The 20,491-nt window shown below is 56.9% G+C and carries 20 protein-coding genes and 2 pseudogenes; 15 read left to right on the plus strand and 7 right to left on the minus strand.

Features of this window, described 5'->3' with window-relative positions; all coding sequences use genetic code 11:
* The first annotated feature begins 13 nt into the window (after window positions 1-13).
* The gene (gene rarD / locus ACPDZI_RS18625) at window positions 14-922 is read left to right on the plus strand and encodes an EamA family transporter RarD (protein WP_268032130.1); all 909 of its coding nucleotides are present in this window, start codon (window positions 14-16) and stop codon (window positions 920-922) included.
* Here rarD and ACPDZI_RS18630 read toward each other — a convergent pair.
* A pseudogene (locus ACPDZI_RS18630) lies at window positions 904-1,637 on the minus strand (substrate-binding periplasmic protein). The gene rarD and the pseudogene ACPDZI_RS18630 sit on opposite strands and share 19 nt — an antisense overlap.
* A gap of 44 nt (window positions 1,638-1,681) precedes the next feature.
* Between ACPDZI_RS18630 and ACPDZI_RS18635 the strand changes: the two are divergent.
* On the plus strand, window positions 1,682-2,083 hold the full coding sequence (locus ACPDZI_RS18635; RefSeq protein ID WP_268032128.1) for a GIY-YIG nuclease family protein: 402 nt from the start codon (window positions 1,682-1,684) through the stop codon (window positions 2,081-2,083).
* A gap of 340 nt (window positions 2,084-2,423) precedes the next feature.
* Here ACPDZI_RS18635 and pspG read toward each other — a convergent pair whose 3' ends face one another.
* From pspG to ACPDZI_RS18655, 4 genes are all read right to left on the minus strand, one after another.
* Window positions 2,424-2,642 (minus strand): envelope stress response protein PspG, encoded by a 219-nt coding sequence (gene pspG, locus ACPDZI_RS18640; RefSeq protein WP_010636066.1) that lies wholly within the window; start codon window positions 2,640-2,642, stop codon window positions 2,424-2,426.
* A gap of 42 nt (window positions 2,643-2,684) precedes the next feature.
* Complete coding sequence (locus tag ACPDZI_RS18645; RefSeq protein ID WP_017411260.1) at window positions 2,685-2,891, minus strand: PspC domain-containing protein; 207 nt, start codon at window positions 2,889-2,891, stop codon at window positions 2,685-2,687.
* A 2-nt stretch (window positions 2,892-2,893) separates the two neighbouring features.
* On the minus strand, window positions 2,894-3,556 hold the full coding sequence (pspA, locus tag ACPDZI_RS18650; protein ID WP_017782532.1) for a phage shock protein PspA: 663 nt from the start codon (window positions 3,554-3,556) through the stop codon (window positions 2,894-2,896).
* A gap of 206 nt (window positions 3,557-3,762) precedes the next feature.
* Entirely contained in the window at window positions 3,763-4,491 is a 729-nt protein-coding gene (locus ACPDZI_RS18655; protein ID WP_016352068.1) for a 1-acylglycerol-3-phosphate O-acyltransferase, read from the minus strand.
* Between the two features lie 176 nt (window positions 4,492-4,667).
* Here ACPDZI_RS18655 and ACPDZI_RS18660 point away from each other — a divergent pair, with 176 nt between their 5' ends.
* From ACPDZI_RS18660 to ACPDZI_RS18700, 9 genes are all read left to right on the plus strand, one after another.
* Window positions 4,668-5,048: a hypothetical protein gene (locus tag ACPDZI_RS18660; protein ID WP_043164617.1), complete on the plus strand. Its 381-nt coding sequence runs from the start codon at window positions 4,668-4,670 to the stop codon at window positions 5,046-5,048.
* A gap of 54 nt (window positions 5,049-5,102) precedes the next feature.
* Window positions 5,103-7,145, plus strand: coding sequence for a protein-disulfide reductase DsbD family protein (locus ACPDZI_RS18665; protein WP_438833602.1), 2,043 nt, complete (start codon window positions 5,103-5,105; stop codon window positions 7,143-7,145).
* A gap of 10 nt (window positions 7,146-7,155) precedes the next feature.
* A complete protein-coding gene (locus tag ACPDZI_RS18670) occupies window positions 7,156-7,911 on the plus strand; it encodes a DsbA family protein (protein WP_323946224.1) in 756 nt (251 codons plus the stop codon).
* A 3-nt stretch (window positions 7,912-7,914) separates the two neighbouring features.
* Entirely contained in the window at window positions 7,915-8,442 is a 528-nt protein-coding gene (locus ACPDZI_RS18675) for a protein disulfide oxidoreductase (RefSeq protein WP_438833603.1), read from the plus strand.
* A 279-nt stretch (window positions 8,443-8,721) separates the two neighbouring features.
* A complete protein-coding gene (atcJ, locus tag ACPDZI_RS18680) occupies window positions 8,722-9,006 on the plus strand; it encodes a cold adaptation protein ActJcold adaptation protein ActJ (protein ID WP_005305278.1) in 285 nt (94 codons plus the stop codon).
* Between the two features lie 23 nt (window positions 9,007-9,029).
* Window positions 9,030-9,572: a cold adaptation protein AtcA gene (gene atcA, locus ACPDZI_RS18685; protein ID WP_221366117.1), complete on the plus strand. Its 543-nt coding sequence runs from the start codon at window positions 9,030-9,032 to the stop codon at window positions 9,570-9,572.
* A gap of 12 nt (window positions 9,573-9,584) precedes the next feature.
* On the plus strand, window positions 9,585-10,352 hold the full coding sequence (gene atcB / locus ACPDZI_RS18690; protein WP_005335887.1) for a cold adaptation protein AtcB: 768 nt from the start codon (window positions 9,585-9,587) through the stop codon (window positions 10,350-10,352).
* 11 nt (window positions 10,353-10,363) lie between these two features.
* A complete protein-coding gene (atcC, locus tag ACPDZI_RS18695; RefSeq protein WP_438833605.1) occupies window positions 10,364-11,266 on the plus strand; it encodes a cold adaptation protein AtcC in 903 nt (300 codons plus the stop codon).
* Window positions 11,267-11,502: 236 nt separating this feature from the next.
* A complete protein-coding gene (locus ACPDZI_RS18700) occupies window positions 11,503-12,126 on the plus strand; it encodes a class I SAM-dependent methyltransferase (protein WP_438833606.1) in 624 nt (207 codons plus the stop codon).
* A gap of 160 nt (window positions 12,127-12,286) precedes the next feature.
* On the opposite strand, the gene ACPDZI_RS18705 is transcribed toward ACPDZI_RS18700, so the two are convergent.
* The gene (locus tag ACPDZI_RS18705; protein ID WP_429045787.1) at window positions 12,287-12,610 is read right to left on the minus strand and encodes a hypothetical protein; all 324 of its coding nucleotides are present in this window, start codon (window positions 12,608-12,610) and stop codon (window positions 12,287-12,289) included.
* Window positions 12,611-12,828: 218 nt separating this feature from the next.
* Here ACPDZI_RS18705 and ACPDZI_RS18710 point away from each other — a divergent pair, with 218 nt between their 5' ends.
* From ACPDZI_RS18710 to ACPDZI_RS18725, 4 genes and pseudogenes are all read left to right on the plus strand, one after another.
* The gene (locus ACPDZI_RS18710) at window positions 12,829-13,080 is read left to right on the plus strand and encodes a hypothetical protein (protein ID WP_438834594.1); all 252 of its coding nucleotides are present in this window, start codon (window positions 12,829-12,831) and stop codon (window positions 13,078-13,080) included.
* A 58-nt stretch (window positions 13,081-13,138) separates the two neighbouring features.
* Window positions 13,139-13,414: pseudogene (locus ACPDZI_RS18715) on the plus strand (hypothetical protein); the annotation flags it as partial.
* Window positions 13,415-13,779: 365 nt separating this feature from the next.
* Window positions 13,780-17,244 (plus strand): hypothetical protein, encoded by a 3,465-nt coding sequence (locus ACPDZI_RS18720; protein ID WP_438833607.1) that lies wholly within the window; start codon window positions 13,780-13,782, stop codon window positions 17,242-17,244.
* Window positions 17,241-18,104, plus strand: a complete 864-nt coding sequence (locus ACPDZI_RS18725; RefSeq protein ID WP_438833608.1) for a hypothetical protein — start codon at window positions 17,241-17,243, stop codon at window positions 18,102-18,104. Before ACPDZI_RS18720 ends, ACPDZI_RS18725 begins: the two co-directional genes overlap by 4 nt.
* Window positions 18,105-18,177: 73 nt before the next feature.
* Here ACPDZI_RS18725 and parC read toward each other — a convergent pair whose 3' ends face one another.
* Window positions 18,178-20,469: a DNA topoisomerase IV subunit A gene (gene parC / locus ACPDZI_RS18730; protein ID WP_077095178.1), complete on the minus strand. Its 2,292-nt coding sequence runs from the start codon at window positions 20,467-20,469 to the stop codon at window positions 18,178-18,180.
* Window positions 20,470-20,491: the final 22 nt, after the last annotated feature.

Here is a 20,491-nt window from a genome sequence, read left to right on the forward strand (position 1 = left end):
TAAACGGAGCGAGATGAAGAACTGGATGGGCACCGGCAGCGCGGCCCTCTCATTCGTGCTGTGGGGCATGCTGCCCCTCTATTACCAGTTCATGCCCGCGGTCAACATGTGGGAGCTGCTCTCCCACCGGGTGCTCTGGTCGGCGGTGTTGCTGGGCGTCCTGTTCCTCCTCATCGGCTATCGGGTGCCCTGGGCGCGGCTGCGCAGCGAACCGCGCCAGCTCGGCCTCATCCTGCTGGCCGGCCCCGTCATGTCCATCAGCTGGTGCATGTTCACCTGGTGCCTCACCACCGGCCAGGTGCTGGCCACCAGCCTCGCCTTCTTCATGACGCCGCTGTTCAACATCGTGTTTGCCGTGTTGTTCCTCAAAGAGAAGCTCACCCCGCAAAAACACCTGGCGGTGGCGCTGGCGCTGGCAGGACTGGCCTACATGCTCTTTTCTTACGGCCAGCTGCCCTGGTTTTCCCTCATCATGGGGGCCAACTTCGCCCTCTACGGTCTGCTCAAGAAGAAGGTCCACTATGACGCCGGCGTCAGCCTCTATCTCGAGGCGCTGGTGCAACTGCCCGTCGCTCTGCTGATCATCGGCGCTCTGGCGGTGAGCGGCACCAGCCAGTTCGTGGCCGGTGACTGGACCGAGCGTCTGCTGCTGATGGGCAGTGCCCCCGCGACCCTGCTGCCGGTGGGGCTGTTCTGCTACGGCATGATGCGCACCCGCATGAGCACGGTGGGTCTGCTGCAGTACATAGAGCCCAGCCTCGCCTTCCTGCTCGCCATCTTCTGGTTTGGCGAGACGCCGGATCCGGTGAAATCGGTGGGGTTTGCCTTCGTCTGGGCCGGCCTGCTGGTGAGCCTGCTGCCGCTGCACAAGCTTGGGCGTCATCTGCGCCGCAATGCCGGCGCTCAGGGTCTGCCGCGGTAGGACTCCAGGATGGCGTGCCACTTGGGATCCCGGTCCATCTGCTCGGCGATGTCATTCAGCCGGCTGTGCAATGCGCTGCGGGATTTTGGCAACAGGATGTGGCGGGTATAGCTGGACTGGGCAAAGGGCGAGAGGAACAGCTTGCCCTCGAAGGCCGGGTCATGGGTGAAGAAGGTGAGCGCCGAACCCGGCACCAGGGTCACGTCGATGCGGCCGCGCACCAGCAGGCTGAAGTTGGTCTTGACCTTCTTGGCATCGACCCGCACCAGATCGCCCCTGGCCGCCGCCTCGTCGATGCCCTGATAGCGATACCCCTCGATGCCGCCGAAGGTCATCCCCTTCAGTGAGTCGGGCCCGCGATAGATGACCGGCCTGACGACGCTGGAGATGAGCTCGTTGGTATCGCGCATGATGGGAAAGGTCCAGAGGTAGAGCTCGCGCTGGGGATCCCCCACCCAGGCGGGATTGACCCAGGCCACCAGGCCGTCGAAGCCGGGATCCGACATCTCCAGCGCCAGTCTGGCCCGATTCACCAGCCAAAGTTCCAGCCTGGGTTCTCCGCCAAGCTTTTCATTGAGATACTTGACCAGATCCCGGCTCAGACCGGTCTGCTCCCCGGTCATGAAGGGGGGTGCTGATGATAGTCGTAGAGACGCAGCGTCTCGCCATGAGCCGATATCGACAGCAAACACCACAACCACCACCACGCTCGCATCGCACCTCCTTGAGCTGCTCTTGAGTGTGGCACAGAGAGATCGAATGAGAAAACCCGCTCCTGGCGCCGAACCGGCGGCCTGTCCGCCCGCCAGCCACTGGTTCATCTACATGGTGCGCACCACCAGCGGCCTGCTCTATACCGGGATCAGCACGGACCCCGTACGCCGCCTGCACCAGCATCAGAGCGGCAAGGGGTCCCGCGCCCTGCGTGGCAAGGGGCCGCTGACCCTGGCGTGGCAGCAGGCCGTCGGCGAGAAAGGGGCGGCGCTGCGCCTCGAATACCGGCTCAAGCAGCAGAGCAAGGCTTTCAAGGAGCAGCTGATCACCCAGCCGGAGCGCTGGCTCGCCTGCAGCCAGTCATGGCTGGCCGACACCCGCACACAAAAAAGGCCGCGGTACGCTGCGGCCAAGGAAGGATCCGATAACAGGGAGTGTCAACGGTAGGTGTTGATTAACCTGCTTGCGCCGACTGCTGAAACCAGCACACCACCGGCAGACACAAAAAAGGCCGCTGCACGCAGCGACCAAGGAAGGAGCCGGTAACAGGGAGTGTCAACGGTAGGTTGATTAACCTGCTTGCGCCGGCGGCTGAAACCAGCACGCCACCAGCAGACGCAAAAAAGGCCGCGGTACGCTGCCGCCAAGGAAGGATCCGGTAACAGGGAGTGTCAACGGTAGGTTGATTAACCTGCTTGCGCCGGCTGCTGAAACCAGCACTCCACCAGCAGACGCAAAAAAGGCCGCTGCACGCAGCGACCAAGGAAGGATCCGGTAACAGGGAGTGTCAACGGTAGGTATTGGCCTGCTTGCGCCGGCTGCTGATGAACCAGCACACCACCAGCAGTACCAGCAACCAGGGCGCCAGCTTGATGATGAGGGCAAACATGCCGGCCAGGGCGCCAAACAGCACGAAGACGCCGCTCACCAGCAACATGGCCAGCACGGTGAACCCGGCCAGCGCCATGCCGACCAGTACCAGCATCAAGACGATAAATTCCAGCATGTGTTGCTCCTCACTGGGTTAATGCGGCTGAGTGACCCGGGGTCAATCCAGCCAGCGCTTCAATTCACGACGGGGCGGCATGATCAGCACCGCCAGCAGATAGGCGGCCAGCGCCAGGGGCGGCATCAGGATCAGCGCCATCAGGGCCGCGACCCGCACCGTCACCCTGGAGAGCCCCAGCCCGTTGGCGATGCCGGCACAGACCCCGGTCAGCTTGCGATGGGCAAGATCCTTCGGCCAGGGCGTCATGGTTATGCCTCCACCTTTTGACCCTTGAGGCGGGCCAGCTCCCGTTCAATCTCGTCGTTCAGCTCCAGCTCGCGGAACTGGGCCTCCAGCGAGGGGTTCTGCCCCAGGGTTGCCGCCTCCAGCTGGGCTTCCAGCTGATCGACCCGGCCCTGAAAGCCGTCAAAACGGGCCATCAGCTCATGCATGCGCTGGTTGTCCACCTGGGCACGGGCTCGCAGCCGGCTGTGGGCGGTCTGCTCGCGCAAGGTCAGCAGCTTCTGCTTCTCGCGCGCCTCGGTCAGCTTGGCGGCCAGCCGCTCGCTGTCGGCGGTGAGCTGGGCCAGCACCTCGGCGACCCGCGCCTTGTCCTGCTCCAGCTGCTCGCATTTTTTGACCTCGGCCAGCTTCTCGGTCAGCGCGGCCCGGGCCAGGTCCTCACGCCCCTTCTGGATGGCGAGCTCGGCCTTGGCCGACCACTCCAGGATCTGGTGCTGCAACGCCTGCTGATGACGCTCCAGCTGCTTCTGTTCGGCAATGACGCGGGCGGCCTGGGTTCTCATCTCGACCTGGACCTGCTCCATCTCTTCGATCATCAGCCGCAGCATCTTCTCCGGCTCTTCGCTCTTGTCGAGCAGGCTGTGCAGGTTGGCATTGATCACGTCGGTCAGGCGGCTAAATACGCTCATGGTCTGGCTCCTTGTTGATGGGATGGCTATCTCTTCCCATAACACTACAAGAGCCGTGCCAAGATTATTTTTCCTTTACTTACATATAGATGGGGTTTTATCAGGTATTTTCAATATCGTCTTAGTGGCGAAAAATACCGATCCAGTGGTGATTTTCACCAATAAAAAAGGGAGCCAGCGGCTCCCTCATGCAATCAGCGACGTACTCAGGCGGCGCGGGGATGACCGAGCTTGCTGTCCAGTTCGGCCAGCTTGGCCTCCATCCGGGCGCGGCAGTTGTCGGAGAGGTCGCGAATGCCGGCGGCACCGTGCTCCTTGCTGCACACCGGGGCCATCACTTCCAGCAGCACCTCGCCGTTGTCCCAGCGGTTGAGATCGATCTGGCCGAAGTAGCTGGAGCAGACGATGGGCACCACCGGTACCTCGGCCTGTACCGCGGTATGGAAGGCGCCCGCCTTGAACGGCAGCAGGCCACGCCCCTTGGAGCGGGTCCCCTCCGGGAACATCCAGATGGAGGTGCCGCGATTCTTGATGCGCTCCACCACCTGGCCGATGGTGCCGATGGCGCGGGAGCGGTTGGAGCGGTCGATCAGCACGTTGCCGGAGAGCCAGAAGATGAGGCCGAAGAAGGGCAGCCACAGCAGGCTCTTCTTGCCCACCGCCACCACGCCGGGCTGCACCGCGCCGGTCACGGTGAAGATGTCGTAGTTGCTCTGGTGGTTGCAGACGTAGACCGCCGGCCCCACCGATTTGACCTCGTCGGCCACCGTCACCCGGACCTTGAGGCCGATCAGCGGGCAGACAGCATGGTACATGCGGGCGAAGACATAGACGTTGTTGGGATGGCGCGGACGCACCAGGCAAAGCAGCAGACCGAACAGGAACCAGAAGATGAGCAGCAGACCAAGCAGCAGCACACGGGCAAGTTTGAGCATCGAACACCTCGGATTTTGACTCGGCGCAGTATACTGGTCCCCCTTTTAGCGAACAAGCGTTCGCCAAACAGAACCGACCACCCCTGCTGCCCGCCCCTCAGCCTTAAAACGGACGGCGGCTTGCCCCATCCGGCGTTGGCCGTTAGGATGTGGCCATCTTGATGAACGGGGCGAGCATGATTCACCAACAACGCGTGGCGAAACGACTCCTGCTGCTGGTCTGCCTGCTGGTGCTCAATTGCGCGGCCCAGCCGCTGGCCCGGCTGGCCCTGCTCGATCACGCTCTCAGCTGTCAGGCCCTGCCCTCCTTCGTCACGGCCGACGACCAGGCCGACAAGGGCACGCCCGCCAGCCCGCAGCCCAACAGCTGCCAGCTCAACGGCAAGTGGCTGAGCGCCACCACCCTGCTCTGCCTCGAGCAGCTGTTCTTTGCGGTGGCCCTGCTCATCGCGCTGCTGGCCCCGCTCTGGCGCTACACGCCGCCACTGCCGCCGCCACGGGCCGTCTCCCCTCCCGAACGACGACTTCACCTCACCTTCTGTGTCTGGCGGGAATGAGTTCAGCCGCGCTTTTTCAGCCTGCTGTCATTCATTTTTTGCGAGACAACATTTATGTCAACTATCTTCAAGGCGAGCCTGCTGCTGGGCTGCCTGCTGTGGCAATCCAGCGGATTGGCCAGCGATACGGGCTGGCTCACCAGCCCCCAGAACGATCACGCCAAGGTCCGGCTGCAAGCCGACCGCAGCGCCCCTGACCACACCCGCATCCTGCTCGAGGTGGCCCTCGAATCCGGCTGGAAAACCTACTGGCGCAGTCCGGGTGAAGGGGGCATAGCGCCCCAGATCCTGTGGGATCAGCCGGTCGGCGACTTCCAATGGCACTGGCCCACGCCGCGCCCCTTCGAGGTGGCCGGGCTCAGCACCCAGGGTTATCAGCAACAGGTGCGCTTTCCCCTGAGCCTCGACTACCCGGCCGGGCAGCCGCTCAAGGGCACCTTGCGCCTCTCCACCTGCAGCAACGTCTGCATCCTGACCGACTACCCCTTCACCCTGGCGGTGGATGGGCAGGCGCCAGCCGGTTTCGACTTCGCTTGGGCCCAGACCATGAGCACCCTGCCGCAGACGCTGCCTGCCGACACCCGGGTCGAGCTCGGCTACCAGCACAACCAGCTGCAGCTGCGCGCCGAGCGGGCGGAGGGCTGGCAGGAACCAGCGCTCTTCGTCGATGCGCTGGAGGGGGCCGAGTTCGGCAAGCCCGCACTCGAGGTAAGCGGCAACACCCTGATCGCCCGGGTCCCGGTCAGCGACGGTTGGCAGGGGGATGCCCCTGACTTGCGCGGCCAATCCCTCAGCCTGCTGCTCGGCAGCGGCGATGAGGCCTGGCAGACCCGCGCCACCATCGCCGATCCCCTCGCCTTGCCGGCCCCAGGCCAGCCTCTCATCTGGCTGCTGGGGGCGGCGCTGCTCGGCGGCCTCATCCTCAACCTGATGCCTTGCGTACTGCCGGTGCTGGCGCTGAAACTGGGTACCGTGCTGCAGCAGCAGGAGAGCGAACAGCGACAGGTGCGCAAGCAGTTCCTCGCCGCCAGTGCCGGGATCATTGCCTCCTTCTGGGTGCTGGCGGCCATGAGCAGCCTGCTGCGCGCCACCCAGGGAGCCGTCGGCTGGGGGATCCAGTTCCAGAGCGCCGGTTTCATCGGCTTCATGGTGGCGGTGACCCTGCTGTTTTGCGCCAACCTGCTGGGGCTGTTCGAAATCCGTCTGCCCAGCAATCTCAGCACTCGCCTCGCCACCAGCGGCGGCAAGGGGCTCGTTGGCCACTTCCTGCAGGGGAGCTTCGCCACCCTGCTGGCCACCCCCTGCTCGGCCCCCTTCCTCGGCACCGCGGTGGCCTTTGCGCTGGCGGCGCCGCTCGGCCAGCTCTGGCTCATCTTCACGGCGCTCGGCATTGGCATGAGCCTGCCCTGGATACTGGTGGCGGCCCTGCCGCGCCTCGCCCTCTGGCTGCCCAAACCGGGCCGCTGGATGGGGCGACTGCGCATCCTGCTCGGGCTGATGATGCTGGGCTCCAGCCTCTGGCTGGCGAGCCTGCTTGGCAACCATCTGGGCAGCACGGCCACCGGCTGGCTGATGGCCGCCATGCTGCTGGCGCTGCTGATTGGCATCCTCTGGCGCTATGGCATGCGCGGTTTCACGCTGGCCCTCTCCCTCTCGGCACTCATCGGCGGCGCCCTGCTGCTGGGCGGCGCCCTCACGGCGCAGGGGTCGGGCAGCGTCGATCGCATTGCCTGGCAGCCGCTCTCCGAACAGGCCATCGTCGATGCGCTGGCCCAGCGCAAGCGGGTCTTCGTCGACGTCACCGCCGACTGGTGCGTCACCTGCAAGGCCAACAAGTACAACGTGCTGCTGCGTGACGAGGTGCAGAGCGCCCTGTCGGCCCCGGACGTGGTGGCCCTGCGTGGCGACTGGAGCCGGCCGAGCGATGCCATCTCCGCCTTCCTGCGCCAGCGCGGCGCGGCCGCCGTCCCCTTCAACCAGATCTACGGGCCCGGCCTGCCAGAGGGAGAGATCCTCTCGCCCCTGCTGGACAAGGCCGACTTGCTCGACGTGTTGCACCAGGCCGGCCTCGTCCAGGCCGATGCCCCCCATTTTTAAGGAGAATCCCATGACCCTGCGTACCCTGAAACTGCGCACCCTGACCCTCTGTACCGCCCTGGTTGCCGGCACCCTCTGCGCCCCCTTGCTGCAGGCGGCGCCCTTCACCCCGGAGCAGGAGGCACGCATCAAGGAGCTCATTCGCGAGACCCTGGTCGCCAACCCCAAGATCCTCGACGAGGCGGCCGAATCCTGGGAGAAGCAGAACGCCGCCGCCCAGGAGGCCCAGCTCGGCGACTTCATCAAGGGCAATCAGGATGTGCTGTTCAACAGCGCCACCAGCCCGCGCCTCGGCGCCAAGCACCCCAAGCTGACCCTGGTGCTGTTCACCGACTACAACTGCCCCTACTGCAAGCAGTTCGACCCCCAACTGACCAAGCTGCTCAAGGCCTATCCCGACGAGCTGGGACTGGTGATCAAGTTGCTGCCGTTCAAGGGGCAGAGCTCCGCCAAGGCGGCCCAGTACAGCCTGACCCTGTGGCAGCAGGAGCCGGCCCGCTTCCTCGCCCTGCACGACAAGCTGATGAGCAAGCAAGGGATGCTGACCGAGGCGGACATCAACAAGGCGCTGGCGGCCACCGGCAACACGGCCCTCAAGCCCGATGCCAAGGCCACCGAGGAGCTGCGCAACAGCCTTCGCATCGGCACCCTTCTTGGCGTGCAGGGCACTCCGGCGACCCTTATCGGCAACCAGCTGGTACCGGGTGCCCTGCCCTACGACGAGCTGGAGCAGCTGGTGAAGGCCGAGCTGGCCAAGCGGAGCTAAACCATGGCGGAGGATGCAGTCGTAAAGCCACCCCGCTGGCGCCGCTGGGGCAAGGAGGCGCTCTGGCTGCTGCTGATGGCGCTGGTCATCTCCACCCTGCTGGATCTGTGGCGCAGCCCCACCCTGCCAGCGGGGGCCATGGAGGCACCCTTCACCCTGCAGGATGGCACCACCACCAGCCTGGCCGAGCAGAGCCGCGGCAAGCCGCTGCTGGTCTACTACTGGGCCAGCTGGTGTGGCGTCTGCCGCTTCACCACTCCCACGGTGGAGCAGCTCTGGCAGCAAGGTGAAAACGTGCTGACGGTGGCGCTGCGCTCCGGCAGCAATGACCAGTTGCGCGCAGGGATGACGAAGAAGGGGCTCGCCTTTCCCACCCACAACGATGAGCGGGGGGATCTGGCCGCTCGCTGGAAGGTGGGGGTCACCCCCACCTTCCTCATCATCAAGGATGGGAAGCTGGTGAGCAGCACCACCGGTTGGAGATCATGGCTCGGGCTCAAGGCCCGCCTGCTGTGGGCCAGCCTGCGCTGACCCTTGACCTCGACGCCCGGCCAGTCCGGGCGTTTTTTCAACCCCTGTCACACATGGGTCACCATGGAACTGACAAAATAGTCACAAACGGCCCCAAACCGCCCCTGACGAGGCCCCGCACGACGCCACCGGCACGCCCATCTGTTCGCTTCCTATCCATGGCGATGGCGGCCTGTTTGCGTTAAAATGTCGGGTTTTTGCCGAGCCTGGTTTGCCAAGAGCCCCGCCGCCAGGCCAGCGCAGGGTCAATTCCACGATGCCAGTGAGGCAGGATCCGTCATGAACAACTACTTCCGGGTGTTGGGCGTCAAGTCCAACGCCAGTGAAAACGACATCAAAAAAGCCTATCGACGGCTGTCGAACCAGTACCACCCCGACAAGCTGCACGGGGCGAGCGAAGAAGAGAAAGAGCAGGCAGCCCTCAAGCTGCACCAGGTAAAGCAGGCTTATGAAGTGCTGTCCGATCCGAAACAGCGGGCCGCTTTTATCAAGGATTTCAACAACGTCATCGTGACCGATCCCGCTGCTGCCATGCAGGAGATGTGGGACCAGTTCTACCCCTGAGCCACCAGGCAAGAAGAGCGACTATGCAAAATAAATGGGACCAGGCACGGCTCAAGGCCCTGCAAAGCGATGCCAGTGAAAACATCGAATCCTACCGGGATCAGGACGACCCCAAGGGGCTTGAGCAGTTCACCGACCAGATGAAGGCCCTGCTGCTGGCCGACATGAGCATGCTGGAGTTTATGCCCGAGTATCTGCCGCTGGCCCTCTATGGCCGGGTGCAGTTCCCGGCCAAGGCCAAGTCGCAGTGGAACAAGTGGCTCGCCAGCGGCGAGCAGCCGGGCTGGGACGAGTTCAAGGTGAGCGTCGGCTTCAACAACGCCGTCCTGCCGCTGGTCAAGGCGGTGCGGGCCCAGAGCGAAGATCAGCTGATGGAAGCCTGCGCCGTGCTATTCCTGCTCGACAACCCGCTGCCGCGCGGCAGCCACCGCGGCGATGACGACTATGAGCTGCGCGACGAAGAAGAGGAAGACGGGGAAGATGCCGACGCCGACTACCACGGCGGCAGTGACCGCTATGGTGATGACGACGGCGATCAGGATATGTACGACGAAGTCCGTTTCTAATTGGGGCAAGGCATGAGCAACAGTCTGATAGAAATTACCGCCATCGAGATCAAAGAGCTGGCCGTCATCGAGCCGAAGCAGGCCAGCGAGAAGTTCGAGCTGATCGCCAAGACCATGTCTGACGACCAGCTGGCAGAAGTGATTGAAAACATTGATATCGTTACCCTGACCCAGATCAACGGCCAGCACGACATCTCCTTCCCCTCCATCATCTCCGAGCTGATGACCCCGGAGCGGATCCGCGACATCGTCTGCCAGCAGCCGCTCTACTGGGAAGAGGCGATCAAGAACAACGCCGACGAGCTACAACAGCACACCTTCGACTTCCTCAACTACCTGATCCGCACCCAGGATAGCGAAGCCAAGCAGCGCGAGATCCTCGAGTGCGTGGCCGAAGATCCGGCCGGTCTCTTCTACCTCGCCATCCCCTTTATCGAGTTCTATCGCGGCGATCGCTATGAAGAGGACGAAGGCTATCGCGACGTGCTGCACGCCGAAGAGGAAGATCTCGAAGAGTCCCTGCGCTACAGCGAGCGCCAGCAGAGCGAGGATGTCCACGACTACGCGCTGGATGACCCGAGAAGCCTCCTGATGCTCATTCGCGAGCTGGCCCCCGAGGTGGAGAAAGCCATCAAGGCGCTGCTGCGCAACGAGCACTCCACTTGGGACGGCATCATCAACAAGTTTGCCGCCGAGCTGGTGATGCAGGCCAAAGAGAAGAACAAGGTCGAGGAAGACGAGTACGGCGACGTCGACGACATGTTCAGCTTTCTGGATTAAGGAGCCCATTCATGCAGTTAGTCATTCGCGATGCCAACCAGGGCCCCTTTCTGACCCAGGTGCTGCGCTTTGGCCGCGACAATGAACGTTTGAGCGAGCAACAGCTCGCCGCCATCAAGGGCAAGGCGGTGCTGATGAGCCTCAAATTCGCCGACAAGTACTACAACAAGTACAAGATGCACCTGCTGGAGCAGGCGGCCCACGACGTCATCGGCGTAGTGAGCCTCGGCCTGCAGGAGCTCTCGGCGCGGGATCCGGCCAAGGCGCTGGCGCTGCTGCAGGCGCCGGAAGGCCCCATCAAGCCGTTCCAGAAGGGCTGGTCGATGCTCATCACCGTCAGCCCCAAGCAGGCTGGCAACAGCCTCTACGGTGACGTGGATGCCCGCCTGCTGGACAAGGTCTCGAGCCCGCCCGATGTGGAGGAGTGGCAAGGGTGGCAGGAGTACGAGAAGGCGCTGAGCGAGCACAACAAGAGCCGCCTGATGGCGCTCATCGACCAGCACTTCTTCGCCTGCGAGAGCGACCACCCCACCATGGAGGACAAGCTGGCCGAAGCGCTGCTCTACCGCATCCTCTGCGGCAAGGGCAGTGGCGCTGCCCCGCTCAAGGTGAAGCAGGATCTCAAGCGCAAACTGGCGCGGGAGATTGAGCTCGACGAGAGCTGGTACGACACCGACTACCTCGCCGCCCAGCTCGCCCTGATGCTGAGCGCGCTGCCCGCCGACATGGCCGCCGCCCTGCGCCAGGAGCTGAGCCCGGGCTTTGTGCCGAACCTGCTGCACACTCTCGGCTTTGTGCGCCAGTACCAGCTGCTGCAAAAAGAGAACGCCTCGCCGGAGAAGCTCGACAACATCGAGATGCGCGCCGGTCTCAAGCACCCGCTGCTCGGCTGGCCGCTCTATCACGACTTCTAAGGGAGCCATGCCCCCTTGCAGGACGGCACTTGCCTCTCCTCCCACAACGCCCGGCTTGCCGGGCGTTGTGGGCTTCAGCAACGTCTACATTCAATACAGTCTTATTTTTATTGTTGAAAACAATACTACTCACAGAAAAAACTAAAATAGTCCCCCCTTCATGTGCATGACCAAAGTAATAGCGTACACTGCCGCATCGCTGGGCCTATCCAGAGACGAGACAAGGAGATGCTGAAATGCTGGGAAATCTTATCAATCTAATCCCGCGAGACAAGCTGGATGGCGGTGGCCGTTGTGGTCATAAAAAGGGTGTTATGATGATGTCCCTTATCCAAGTTGAAGGACTTAAGAATTGTATCGAGATCGGTGTCTGGCGCGGTGCAAGCCTAATGTACATTGTTGAAGGTGCAATGGAAATTAATGGCCATGTTACCGCAATCGATCCATACAACTACGAACTGATCTGGAATGAATTACCGGATGAATACGTATTGGAGGCTCTGAAGAAAATCATCCCGGGGCAGCACACCTTGGATGAAATCCATGATGGACTGGTCGACATCATCAACAGCAACGGGCTTGAACAATATGCACAAGTCATTCGGGCTTGCTCAAAAGATGTCTACGAGAATTTCACTGATCAAAGTATCGATTTTATCCATATTGATGGCAACCACGATTATTCCTGCGTGACCAGTGATATCCATCTTTATTTGCCAAAAGTAAAAGTTGGTGGAGTAATTATCATGGATGACACTGATTGGCATGGCGTTCAAGACGCTATCAATGATCATCTTGCTCCCTATGTGGAAACAATATGCATTGAAGAAAGTTGGGCAGCATATCGTAAGATAAAGTGAGTTTTGTCTTGCCACAATAAAAGCCCACTTTAAATACCATTAGAAATCTGGCCCCCCATCAGAAATCACGGGAAATACTGTGATTTCTGACCGTGACCAACAATAGGCTCTTCTGTTCTCCTTTGAGAAACTCATGCAAAAAGATGGTGCTCTGGTTGTCTCAGTACACAAAACTCCACATGGCACTTTCCATACCAGTTTCCCGAAAGTCGATGGTCACGGGATATTCTTTGCCACACCCCATCACGGTCCAGCGCTCCTGCCAGTGGCGACTGCCCGGCTCTCCCCTAGTCAACTGCAACACCTCGGGCACAAAACGCTCCGGTGCCTCACAACCCTTGGTAGCCACCCAAGACGCCACGCCCACCATGGCATCTTGAATGAGCTGCGGGTTGGCGAGTGTGCCTTCTTGTACTGGCTTGGGTATCTCAGCCTGAGCACACAAAGCCCACCAACAAAGTAAGAGCGGGGTATATCTCATCATCACGTTTCCTTATGATTTTACCTGCTTCCACCGGGGAATTTGGTTCATCCTGACACCAATGATGCCCTGTAAAACAAGCAAGACCGTCTTCCTTATAGCATCCACACGAAACTACCCCGTAAGCGTCATTGGCCCCGTTTTTGGCAGGGATATAATGACTCCCCCATACCAGAGCCGGGGAACGAGCAGTGAGTAGAAAGCCGGACCGCATTACCGCAATGCAGCAGATCATCGACGCCGTGAAGGCGGAATTTCCGCTCTATCAATCGGATACCTTCAAATGCGGGCCGGACAACACCTGCATCGGCTGCCCCAAGAAGCTGATGGAGCTGGTGGATACGGACCTCTGCTACTGGCAATATCAGATCGATCGCGGCATCCCGCCCTCCTTCGACGAGATCCAGCACTTCGGCAAGATGTGCAAAAACATCCGCCGGGCCCTGGTGCGCAATGGCCGCATCCCCGCCTGAGCTCCCTATCGCAACCTAGGGAGAACCTCTCATCGGCAACCCCCAAGAGGAACAGTTTATGACCCAGGAAAGGATACAGACCCGCTACACCCTGAATGGCCCCCTTACCAACCACGCTGAGCTGGAACAGGCCATCGCCCGGGCGATAGAGGCCCACAAGCAAGACTTCTTCCCCCTGTTGGAGCGGCTGGTGGATGTGGGTGACAGCCGGGTCAAGCTCAGTCAGAAAGAGCCACTGCGAGTACTGGGGGTGAAACTCGACGGGGCTCACACCGGCGGCAGTGCACACCTCAGCTACGAATCCACCTTCTTCAAGCGCAGCCTTATCGCCAACTAATATAAGCAGCACCAGACTAGCGTGTCCTATAGCAAGCGGCCATGCAGGGGATGAGGTTACTGCGATATATCAATTTATCGCCAAAATTCTGTGCACGCACACACATATTTTAGATCCCACCCCCTTCAAACACCATAAAATATTATAACCTAGTTAAAATTCACCTATACATATGGTATAAAGCAAAAAACTTATAGCGGAACGATATCAGTGTTGTAGATAAAAAAAAGAAGAGAGAGACTTGGGGTGTTATAGATGAAATTGGGCTCTTGTACATGATGCTAAATATTTATTTTAAGTTTGTATCACAATATTATTTCTATATCGTCCGCATTGAACCAACAGTATTATAAGGAACTAATTTGAAAAACGAAACATACATAAAGGAAACCCCCGCAAACCTCATTTTCAATACTATTAGAGATGAGAAGCCACTCGTCTTATTTCTAGGGCAAGACTATTCAAGCGGGATCGATGGTGACCCAATACTTAATAAATTTCTAGCTCACCTTCAGCTACCTGTTGAAAAAAATAATAGCTGGCGAAGTGTCATGAAAGCAAAAGGTGTCACACGCGGAAGTTATGAATGGTTAGCTGAAAGATTTGAGCGCAATGTCTTACCCGAATCAATAGAAGTAATATTTCAAGTTGCATGGAGTGCAGTTTTTACAACATCAATTGACCAACAGATATCTCGAAGATTAGAAACCAGAGGACGGTTTCCAGAGACAATTGTTTCTAAAGACCATTATGCAAGAGTAGCTAGAAGCAGATCTCGCCCTCCAGTTCACTATCTTTTTGGTAAATCGAATGAGCTGGAAGGTAATTACAGTGTGCCAGTGAACCCTCTAGAGTTAGCTCAGCGAAAAAGCATTCATACAAACCCCTTGCTTAATCGAATACCTGAGACAATAACTGCATTAGGTTTACTAGTTGTAGAGGGATACAAGGAAGACAAAGATTGGTTGTTAGTAGATGAGCTACTAACGCCATTATCAATAGATGAGAACGCAATTATTTTATGGTTAGGATCATGGCCTGAAAAATCAATGTTTTTTGACATGATGCTAGAAAGAGGACAAATTCATTACTCCCCTTACACATTAAATGAGATATTGATTTCCTTACTTGTTAGCTCTAATTCAGATGAACAATTAGGGTTAATCGAGCATCGAGAGACGGAGACAATAGCTCTCGGTAATGGTAAATATTTTCAAGTGCCTCCATCTCTCCGATTAAGGGTCGAGGCTGCAGCAACAATAATTGATGACTCGTGGTTAGAGCAGACCCCTCCATTTATAGGTCAGGAGCTTGAAGATGACTTTAGACGATTCCATGGTGGTTTTGGCGGAATAAGAGCACAAGTTGATGGTGTACGAAAAGGATATGCAATAGTTCGTGATTTCGAGTACGCACTTGAGCAAAAAATAAAAAATTATTTGAAAGACTCTGGCAAGTTACACGGTAGCATTGTTGTTCATGGTCAGTCAGGAACTGGAAAATCAGTAGCGCTTGCGAGATTGGCTTCAGTATTACGGAGCGAGTATAAGCTTCCTGTTCTCTACGCAAAAAACAGAGTGCCAAACGCAAGCGACGTTGAAGATTTTATAGCAGAATCAGAGAAATCTGGGGCCGCATACATAGTACTTATCTGTGATGCAAACCAGGCCCCTGAACGATACCGTGACTTAGCAAATAGCTTGAAGAGCCGCGGTCGAAAATGCGTTGTTGTTGGCACTGCCTATAAAATAGAAGGCATTAAAAAAAGCAACCGTAGCTTTGTTGAAGCAGAAGTTGAAACATCTATTGATGAAGTCGCAAAACTTAAACAGTTGCTGAAAAATTTTGCACCGAAACAGATTGCTAATATTGAACTATCTCAATATGAGAAGAATGTTTTCGCTCTGTTATATCGTCACCTTTCGATGAGTAGAGCAAGGATTATCGATGGTATCGTAGACGAAGCTCGTAATGCTGAACGTATAGTTAGAATCAAAGCCAAAAATATTCCATTAACTATCAAACCTGAGTTTGCATTGGCTAGTAAATTAATTTCCCTTGGAGTGGGGAAAGATACAAAATCTATTTTTGAGGACGAGGTTCCTGATAACGTTGATGCAGGCCTAGATGCTGCAGGCAGATTGATTGACCTAGTGATGGTTTCCGGAAGATTGGATTGTCCAGTTCCCTTGAACTTGTTGTTACGCACTTTAAGCAGCACAAGTAAATCCCTCGATTATATTCAAATCTCATATTTATTTAATGATCTTGATTTATTTAGATGGCATGTGTCTGACGCAGAAGGAAATGAATATCTGGTTCAGCCTAGATTAAGACTAGAAGCTGAACTAATATGTCGAAGAAGATTGTCAGAACGTAGCAAGGAAATTGAATGCCTTCTACAAATAATAAATTCTGTAAGGCGTTCAGGGGCAGATGGCAGATCAGAAATCTCCTTTCTTCTAGATTTACTTGGGAAAATGCAGAAGGAAGGCCCCCGAAAGAAAGCATACCAAACTGGCTATTTAGATGTTGCAAAGGCTCTTACCAAGTTACGAGAGCAGCATGATGTGATAGATGCAAGCGTTATGCTCCAAGAATCAACCTTTCGTCGTGCGGCGGTTCAAGCCTCCGATAACAATGAGCTACCAGATGGCAGTAAGCTCACGGCAGAGGAACGTGATTTAATTTTAAATGATGCTCGACAAATCGTCGAAAAAGCTCGCAATGATATTGATGAACGGATCTTGCGGGCAAGCAAAAAGACAAAACAAAGCTTGGCTGTTGAACATGCATCCATATATGGATATTTAGCTGTTGGATTGGCTCGCCAGGGTGAGAGTGAAGATGTTGTTTGGTCACACTATTTGGCAGCCAAAACCGCAATTGCGACAGCCATATCAGTCGCGAATAATCACTATCCATTTGACATTGCTTTGTGGACCCCAATTGACATACTAAAATGTGGAAAAGCCACTCGCATACATGAAATGGAGTTACGTGCGGATGTTTTCTCTATATTCGATCAAGCTGACACTGAGAATTTTAACGACTACTCTTCGAGCAAGTTTATGGAACGAAAACTGCGAGTGGCTGACGATTTAGGGGCGTTTGAACTGGCAGATGAAACCTTCGCGGCCCTAGAGAAAAGCAATCCTTCAGTGGCTTACTATCTCAAAGCTAGGTCAATGTGCTCCACCCTTTTCAATGACAGAAAGAAAAATATCAATAACTCTCAGAAAGAGCCCCTAGCAGCAGCCGTAAATTTTTTGCGAGAAAGGTTAGATATTGTTCTGACTGATATACGTCCTTTACAACTGTTGATTCAGTTACTTTGGGCCCAAAATACTGGCTCTTTTATTTTTCATGGTGATAAAGCGATCATCCCTCAAGATAAAATATTTCAAAGCGAAATTCTTTCGCTTGTACGAAATTTGAATATTCTTGCAGGAGATAATCAACGTAATAACTTTCGTTTACTAGAGGCTGTTTTTGAGTGGATTGCGGGTAGCGCTGAACATGCTCGAATTCTATTTAAAGAGCTGTCATCCGACACTGAGTTTGAAGATTTTTCTAGGGTTGTACGGCGTTTTGTCGTGGAAGCTAATGAACCTAATCAAGGTTATAAGGGTCGGATTACTCGGGATAGAGGAGATGGGCATTGGACCGTCTCTGTATACCACCTGGCACAGAATATAGATATGTTGGGTCGTGATTTTGTGGGAGAAGACTTAGCAATAGGACGTGAAATAACTAATTTTAATATTGCATTTAACTTCCTTGGCCCCATTGCCGAACCACTATCACGACATGGAGTTCGATCATGAATTTTTCAGAGGTTCATACCCTTCATCTAGACTTTAAGCGGCGGCTGGCTTCTTTAGCTGGAAAGGAGGTATTTACAGAGATAACCGTAAGTCCACCAAAAGGGGATAATGATGAGCTTTCCTTTATAAGGCTTGTATCTTGGGGCTATATTTTTGTCTTCGAGTCTGGCAGAGGCTCTCTTAATTTTTTGAAAAAATTGCCGCCATTCAGTAATTCTGATACTCCACTAGCTCAGGACCTACATGCCTTGAGAACATGGGCTAGTCACAATTTAGACTTCGATAAAAAACGAGATATTCAAACAGTTCAGAGAGCAACCTCATGGTTGATATCGAAGTGTGGCACAGGATCGCCATCAACAGCTGAACATTGGCTATTGTGTTTTGATGCTATAGTAACAGATCTCAAAAGTATTTTGGAGCGTGCTATTTCTGCTTGCGACTGTTTTGATAAAAGTCCTGATCGAGTTGATTTGATAAGGGAGTTTAAAAAAAGTCTTGACAGGAATTGGGATGCTTACGTTTTTGATGAGTATGTTGAGAAAGCATTCGCTAGATTTGGTTATGAAGGATTGTCCGCAATGAATGTACGTTCCATTCATTTAGATGCTTGGCGGAAAATCGTAGCCGCTTCAATAGATGAGCAGTCAATCCAGCGAAACATTACAATTCGAATTGAAAACGATGTACTTAATCTGATGGCAAGATCCTTCCCAATAACATCTTATGAGATGGAGGGTCTTCTACGGCCCCTGAAGAAGGATTCTGTTACAACAGCTATGCTTTTTCTGCGGGAAAAGGCTGGTAATGACCTTGTAAATGTCCAACAGGTACTTGCTGAGCTCCGAGCCTTGAGTTAAGGATTGAAGTGCGATCACTGAGTTGTGATCGCACTTCAATTGAAATATTAACTGTACTGCAAAGATCTAGTTATTACCCTTCCTGATTTTCCCCGGCTGCCGGTTCTGCGCCGGCGACGGTTTCAATCTCGATACGATCGACTCGCTGCAGACCACGAGGCAGTTTGGCACCACGGCGGCCGCGCTCGCCGCGGTAGTAGTCAAGGTCAGCTGGCTTGAGGGTCAGCTTGCGCTTGCCGGCAAACAGGGTGACCGACTGGCCTTGCGGAATGACGGCAGCCATCACAACAAACTCCTCCCGCGCCTTCACGCGCGCCGACGGAATGCTGATCAGCTTGTTGCCCTTGCCCTTGCCGAGCACCGGCAGAGTATTGAGCGGGAACAGCAACATGCGCCCCTCGTTGGAGATGGCCATGCAGAGATCGGTATCCGGCGCACCTATCTTCTGGGGTGCCATCACCAGGCCCCCTTCCGGCACAGTGAGCAGCGCCTTGCCGTTCTTGTTCTTACCGATCAGGTCGTCATATTTGCAGACGAAGCCGTAACCGGCGTCGGAACAGATCAGATACGGCTCGCCCTCGTTACCCATCACCAGATGGCGCACCTCTTCACCGGCCCCCAGCGCGAAGCGACCGGTGAGCGGCTCGCCTTGACTGCGGGCGGAGGGCAGAGTGTGGGCCTCCAGCGAGTAGGTTCTCCCCAGAGTGGAGAGGAACACCGCCTGCTGGTTGCTGCGGCCATGGGCGTGGGCCAGATAACCGTCCCCCGCCTTGTAGGAGAGGCCCTCCACATCCACGTCGTGGCCCTTGGCGGCGCGCACCCAGCCCTTGTCGGAGAGGATCACGGTCACCGGCTCACTCGGGGTGAGCTCCTTCTCGGTCAGTGCCACGGCGGTGGCGCGCTCCACCAGCGGGGTGCGGCGATCGTCGCCGTACTTCTCGGCATCCGCCAGGATCTCTTTCTTGAGCAGGGTGCTGAGACGGCGCTCGGAACCCAGGATCAGTTCCAGCTTGTCGCGCTCTTCGGCCAGTTCGTTCTGCTCGGCGCGCAGCTTGAACTCTTCGAGCTTGGCCAGGTGGCGCAGTTTCAGCTCGAGGATCGCCTCGGCCTGGGTCTCGCTGATGTTGAAACGCTCCATCATCACCCGGCCCGGCTCCTCTTCGGTACGGATGATCTCGATCACCTCGTCGATGTTGAGGTAGGCGATCAGCAAGCCTTCGAGGATGTGCAAGCGGGCCAACACTTTGTCGAGGCGATACTGCAGGCGGCGGCGCACCGTCTCACGGCGAAAACTCAGCCACTCGGTGAGGATGGTCTTGAGGTCTTTCACCTGGGGCCGGTTGTCCAGACCCAGGATGTTGAGGTTGACCCGGTAGTTCTTCTCCAGATCCGTGGTGGCGAACAGGTGGGCCATCAGCCCCTCCACGTCCACCCGGTTGGAGCGCGGCACGATCACCAGACGGGTCGGGTTTTCGTGGTCCGACTCATCGCGCAGATCGGTGACCATGGGCAGCTTTTTGGCCACCATCTGGGCGGCAATCTGCTCCATGATCTTGGCGCCTGAGGCCTGATGGGGCAGCGCCGTGATGACGATGTCGCCATCTTCTTCGCTCCACACCGCCCGCTGCTTGATTGAGCCTTTGCCGGTCTCGTAGATTTTACGGATGTCGTCGCGCGGCGTGATGATCTCGGCGTTGGTCGGGTAGTCCGGCCCCTGCACATGGGCCATCAGGGCATCCAGGCCGGCATTGGGGTTGTCCAGGAGCTCCACACAGGCGTGGGCCACTTCCCGCGCGTTGTGGGGCGGGATATCGGTCGCCATGCCTACCGCGATGCCGGTCACCCCGTTGAGCAGGATGTGCGGCAGGCGGGCGGGCAGCACCACCGGCTCTTTCATGGTGCCGTCGAAGTTGGGCGTCCACTCCACCGTGCCCTGGCCGAGCTCGGAGAGCAGCAGCTCGGAGAAGCGCGACAGCCGCGCCTCGGTGTAACGCATGGCGGCGAAGGATTTGGGATCGTCCGGCGCCCCCCAGTTGCCCTGACCGTCCACCAGCGGGTAGCGGTAGGAGAAGGGCTGGGCCATCAGCACCATGGCTTCGTAACAGGCGCTGTCGCCGTGGGGGTGGTACTTACCCAGCACGTCACCCACGGTACGGGCGGATTTCTTGTGCTTGGACAGCGCCGACAAACCCAGCTCGCTCATGGCGTAGATAATGCGCCGCTGCACCGGTTTGAGGCCGTCGCCGATATGCGGCAGGGCCCGATCCATGATGACGTACATGGAGTAGTTCAAGTAAGCCTGTTCGGTAAAGGTGCGCATTGGCTGGCGCTCTACCCCGTCCAGACTGAGCTCTAGATCGCTCATAGATTTGTTCTCTTTCGGTTAT

The sequence above is a fragment of the Aeromonas oralensis genome, assembly GCF_049665575.1.
GTDB classification, from domain to species: Bacteria; Pseudomonadota; Gammaproteobacteria; order Enterobacterales; family Aeromonadaceae; genus Aeromonas; species Aeromonas hydrophila.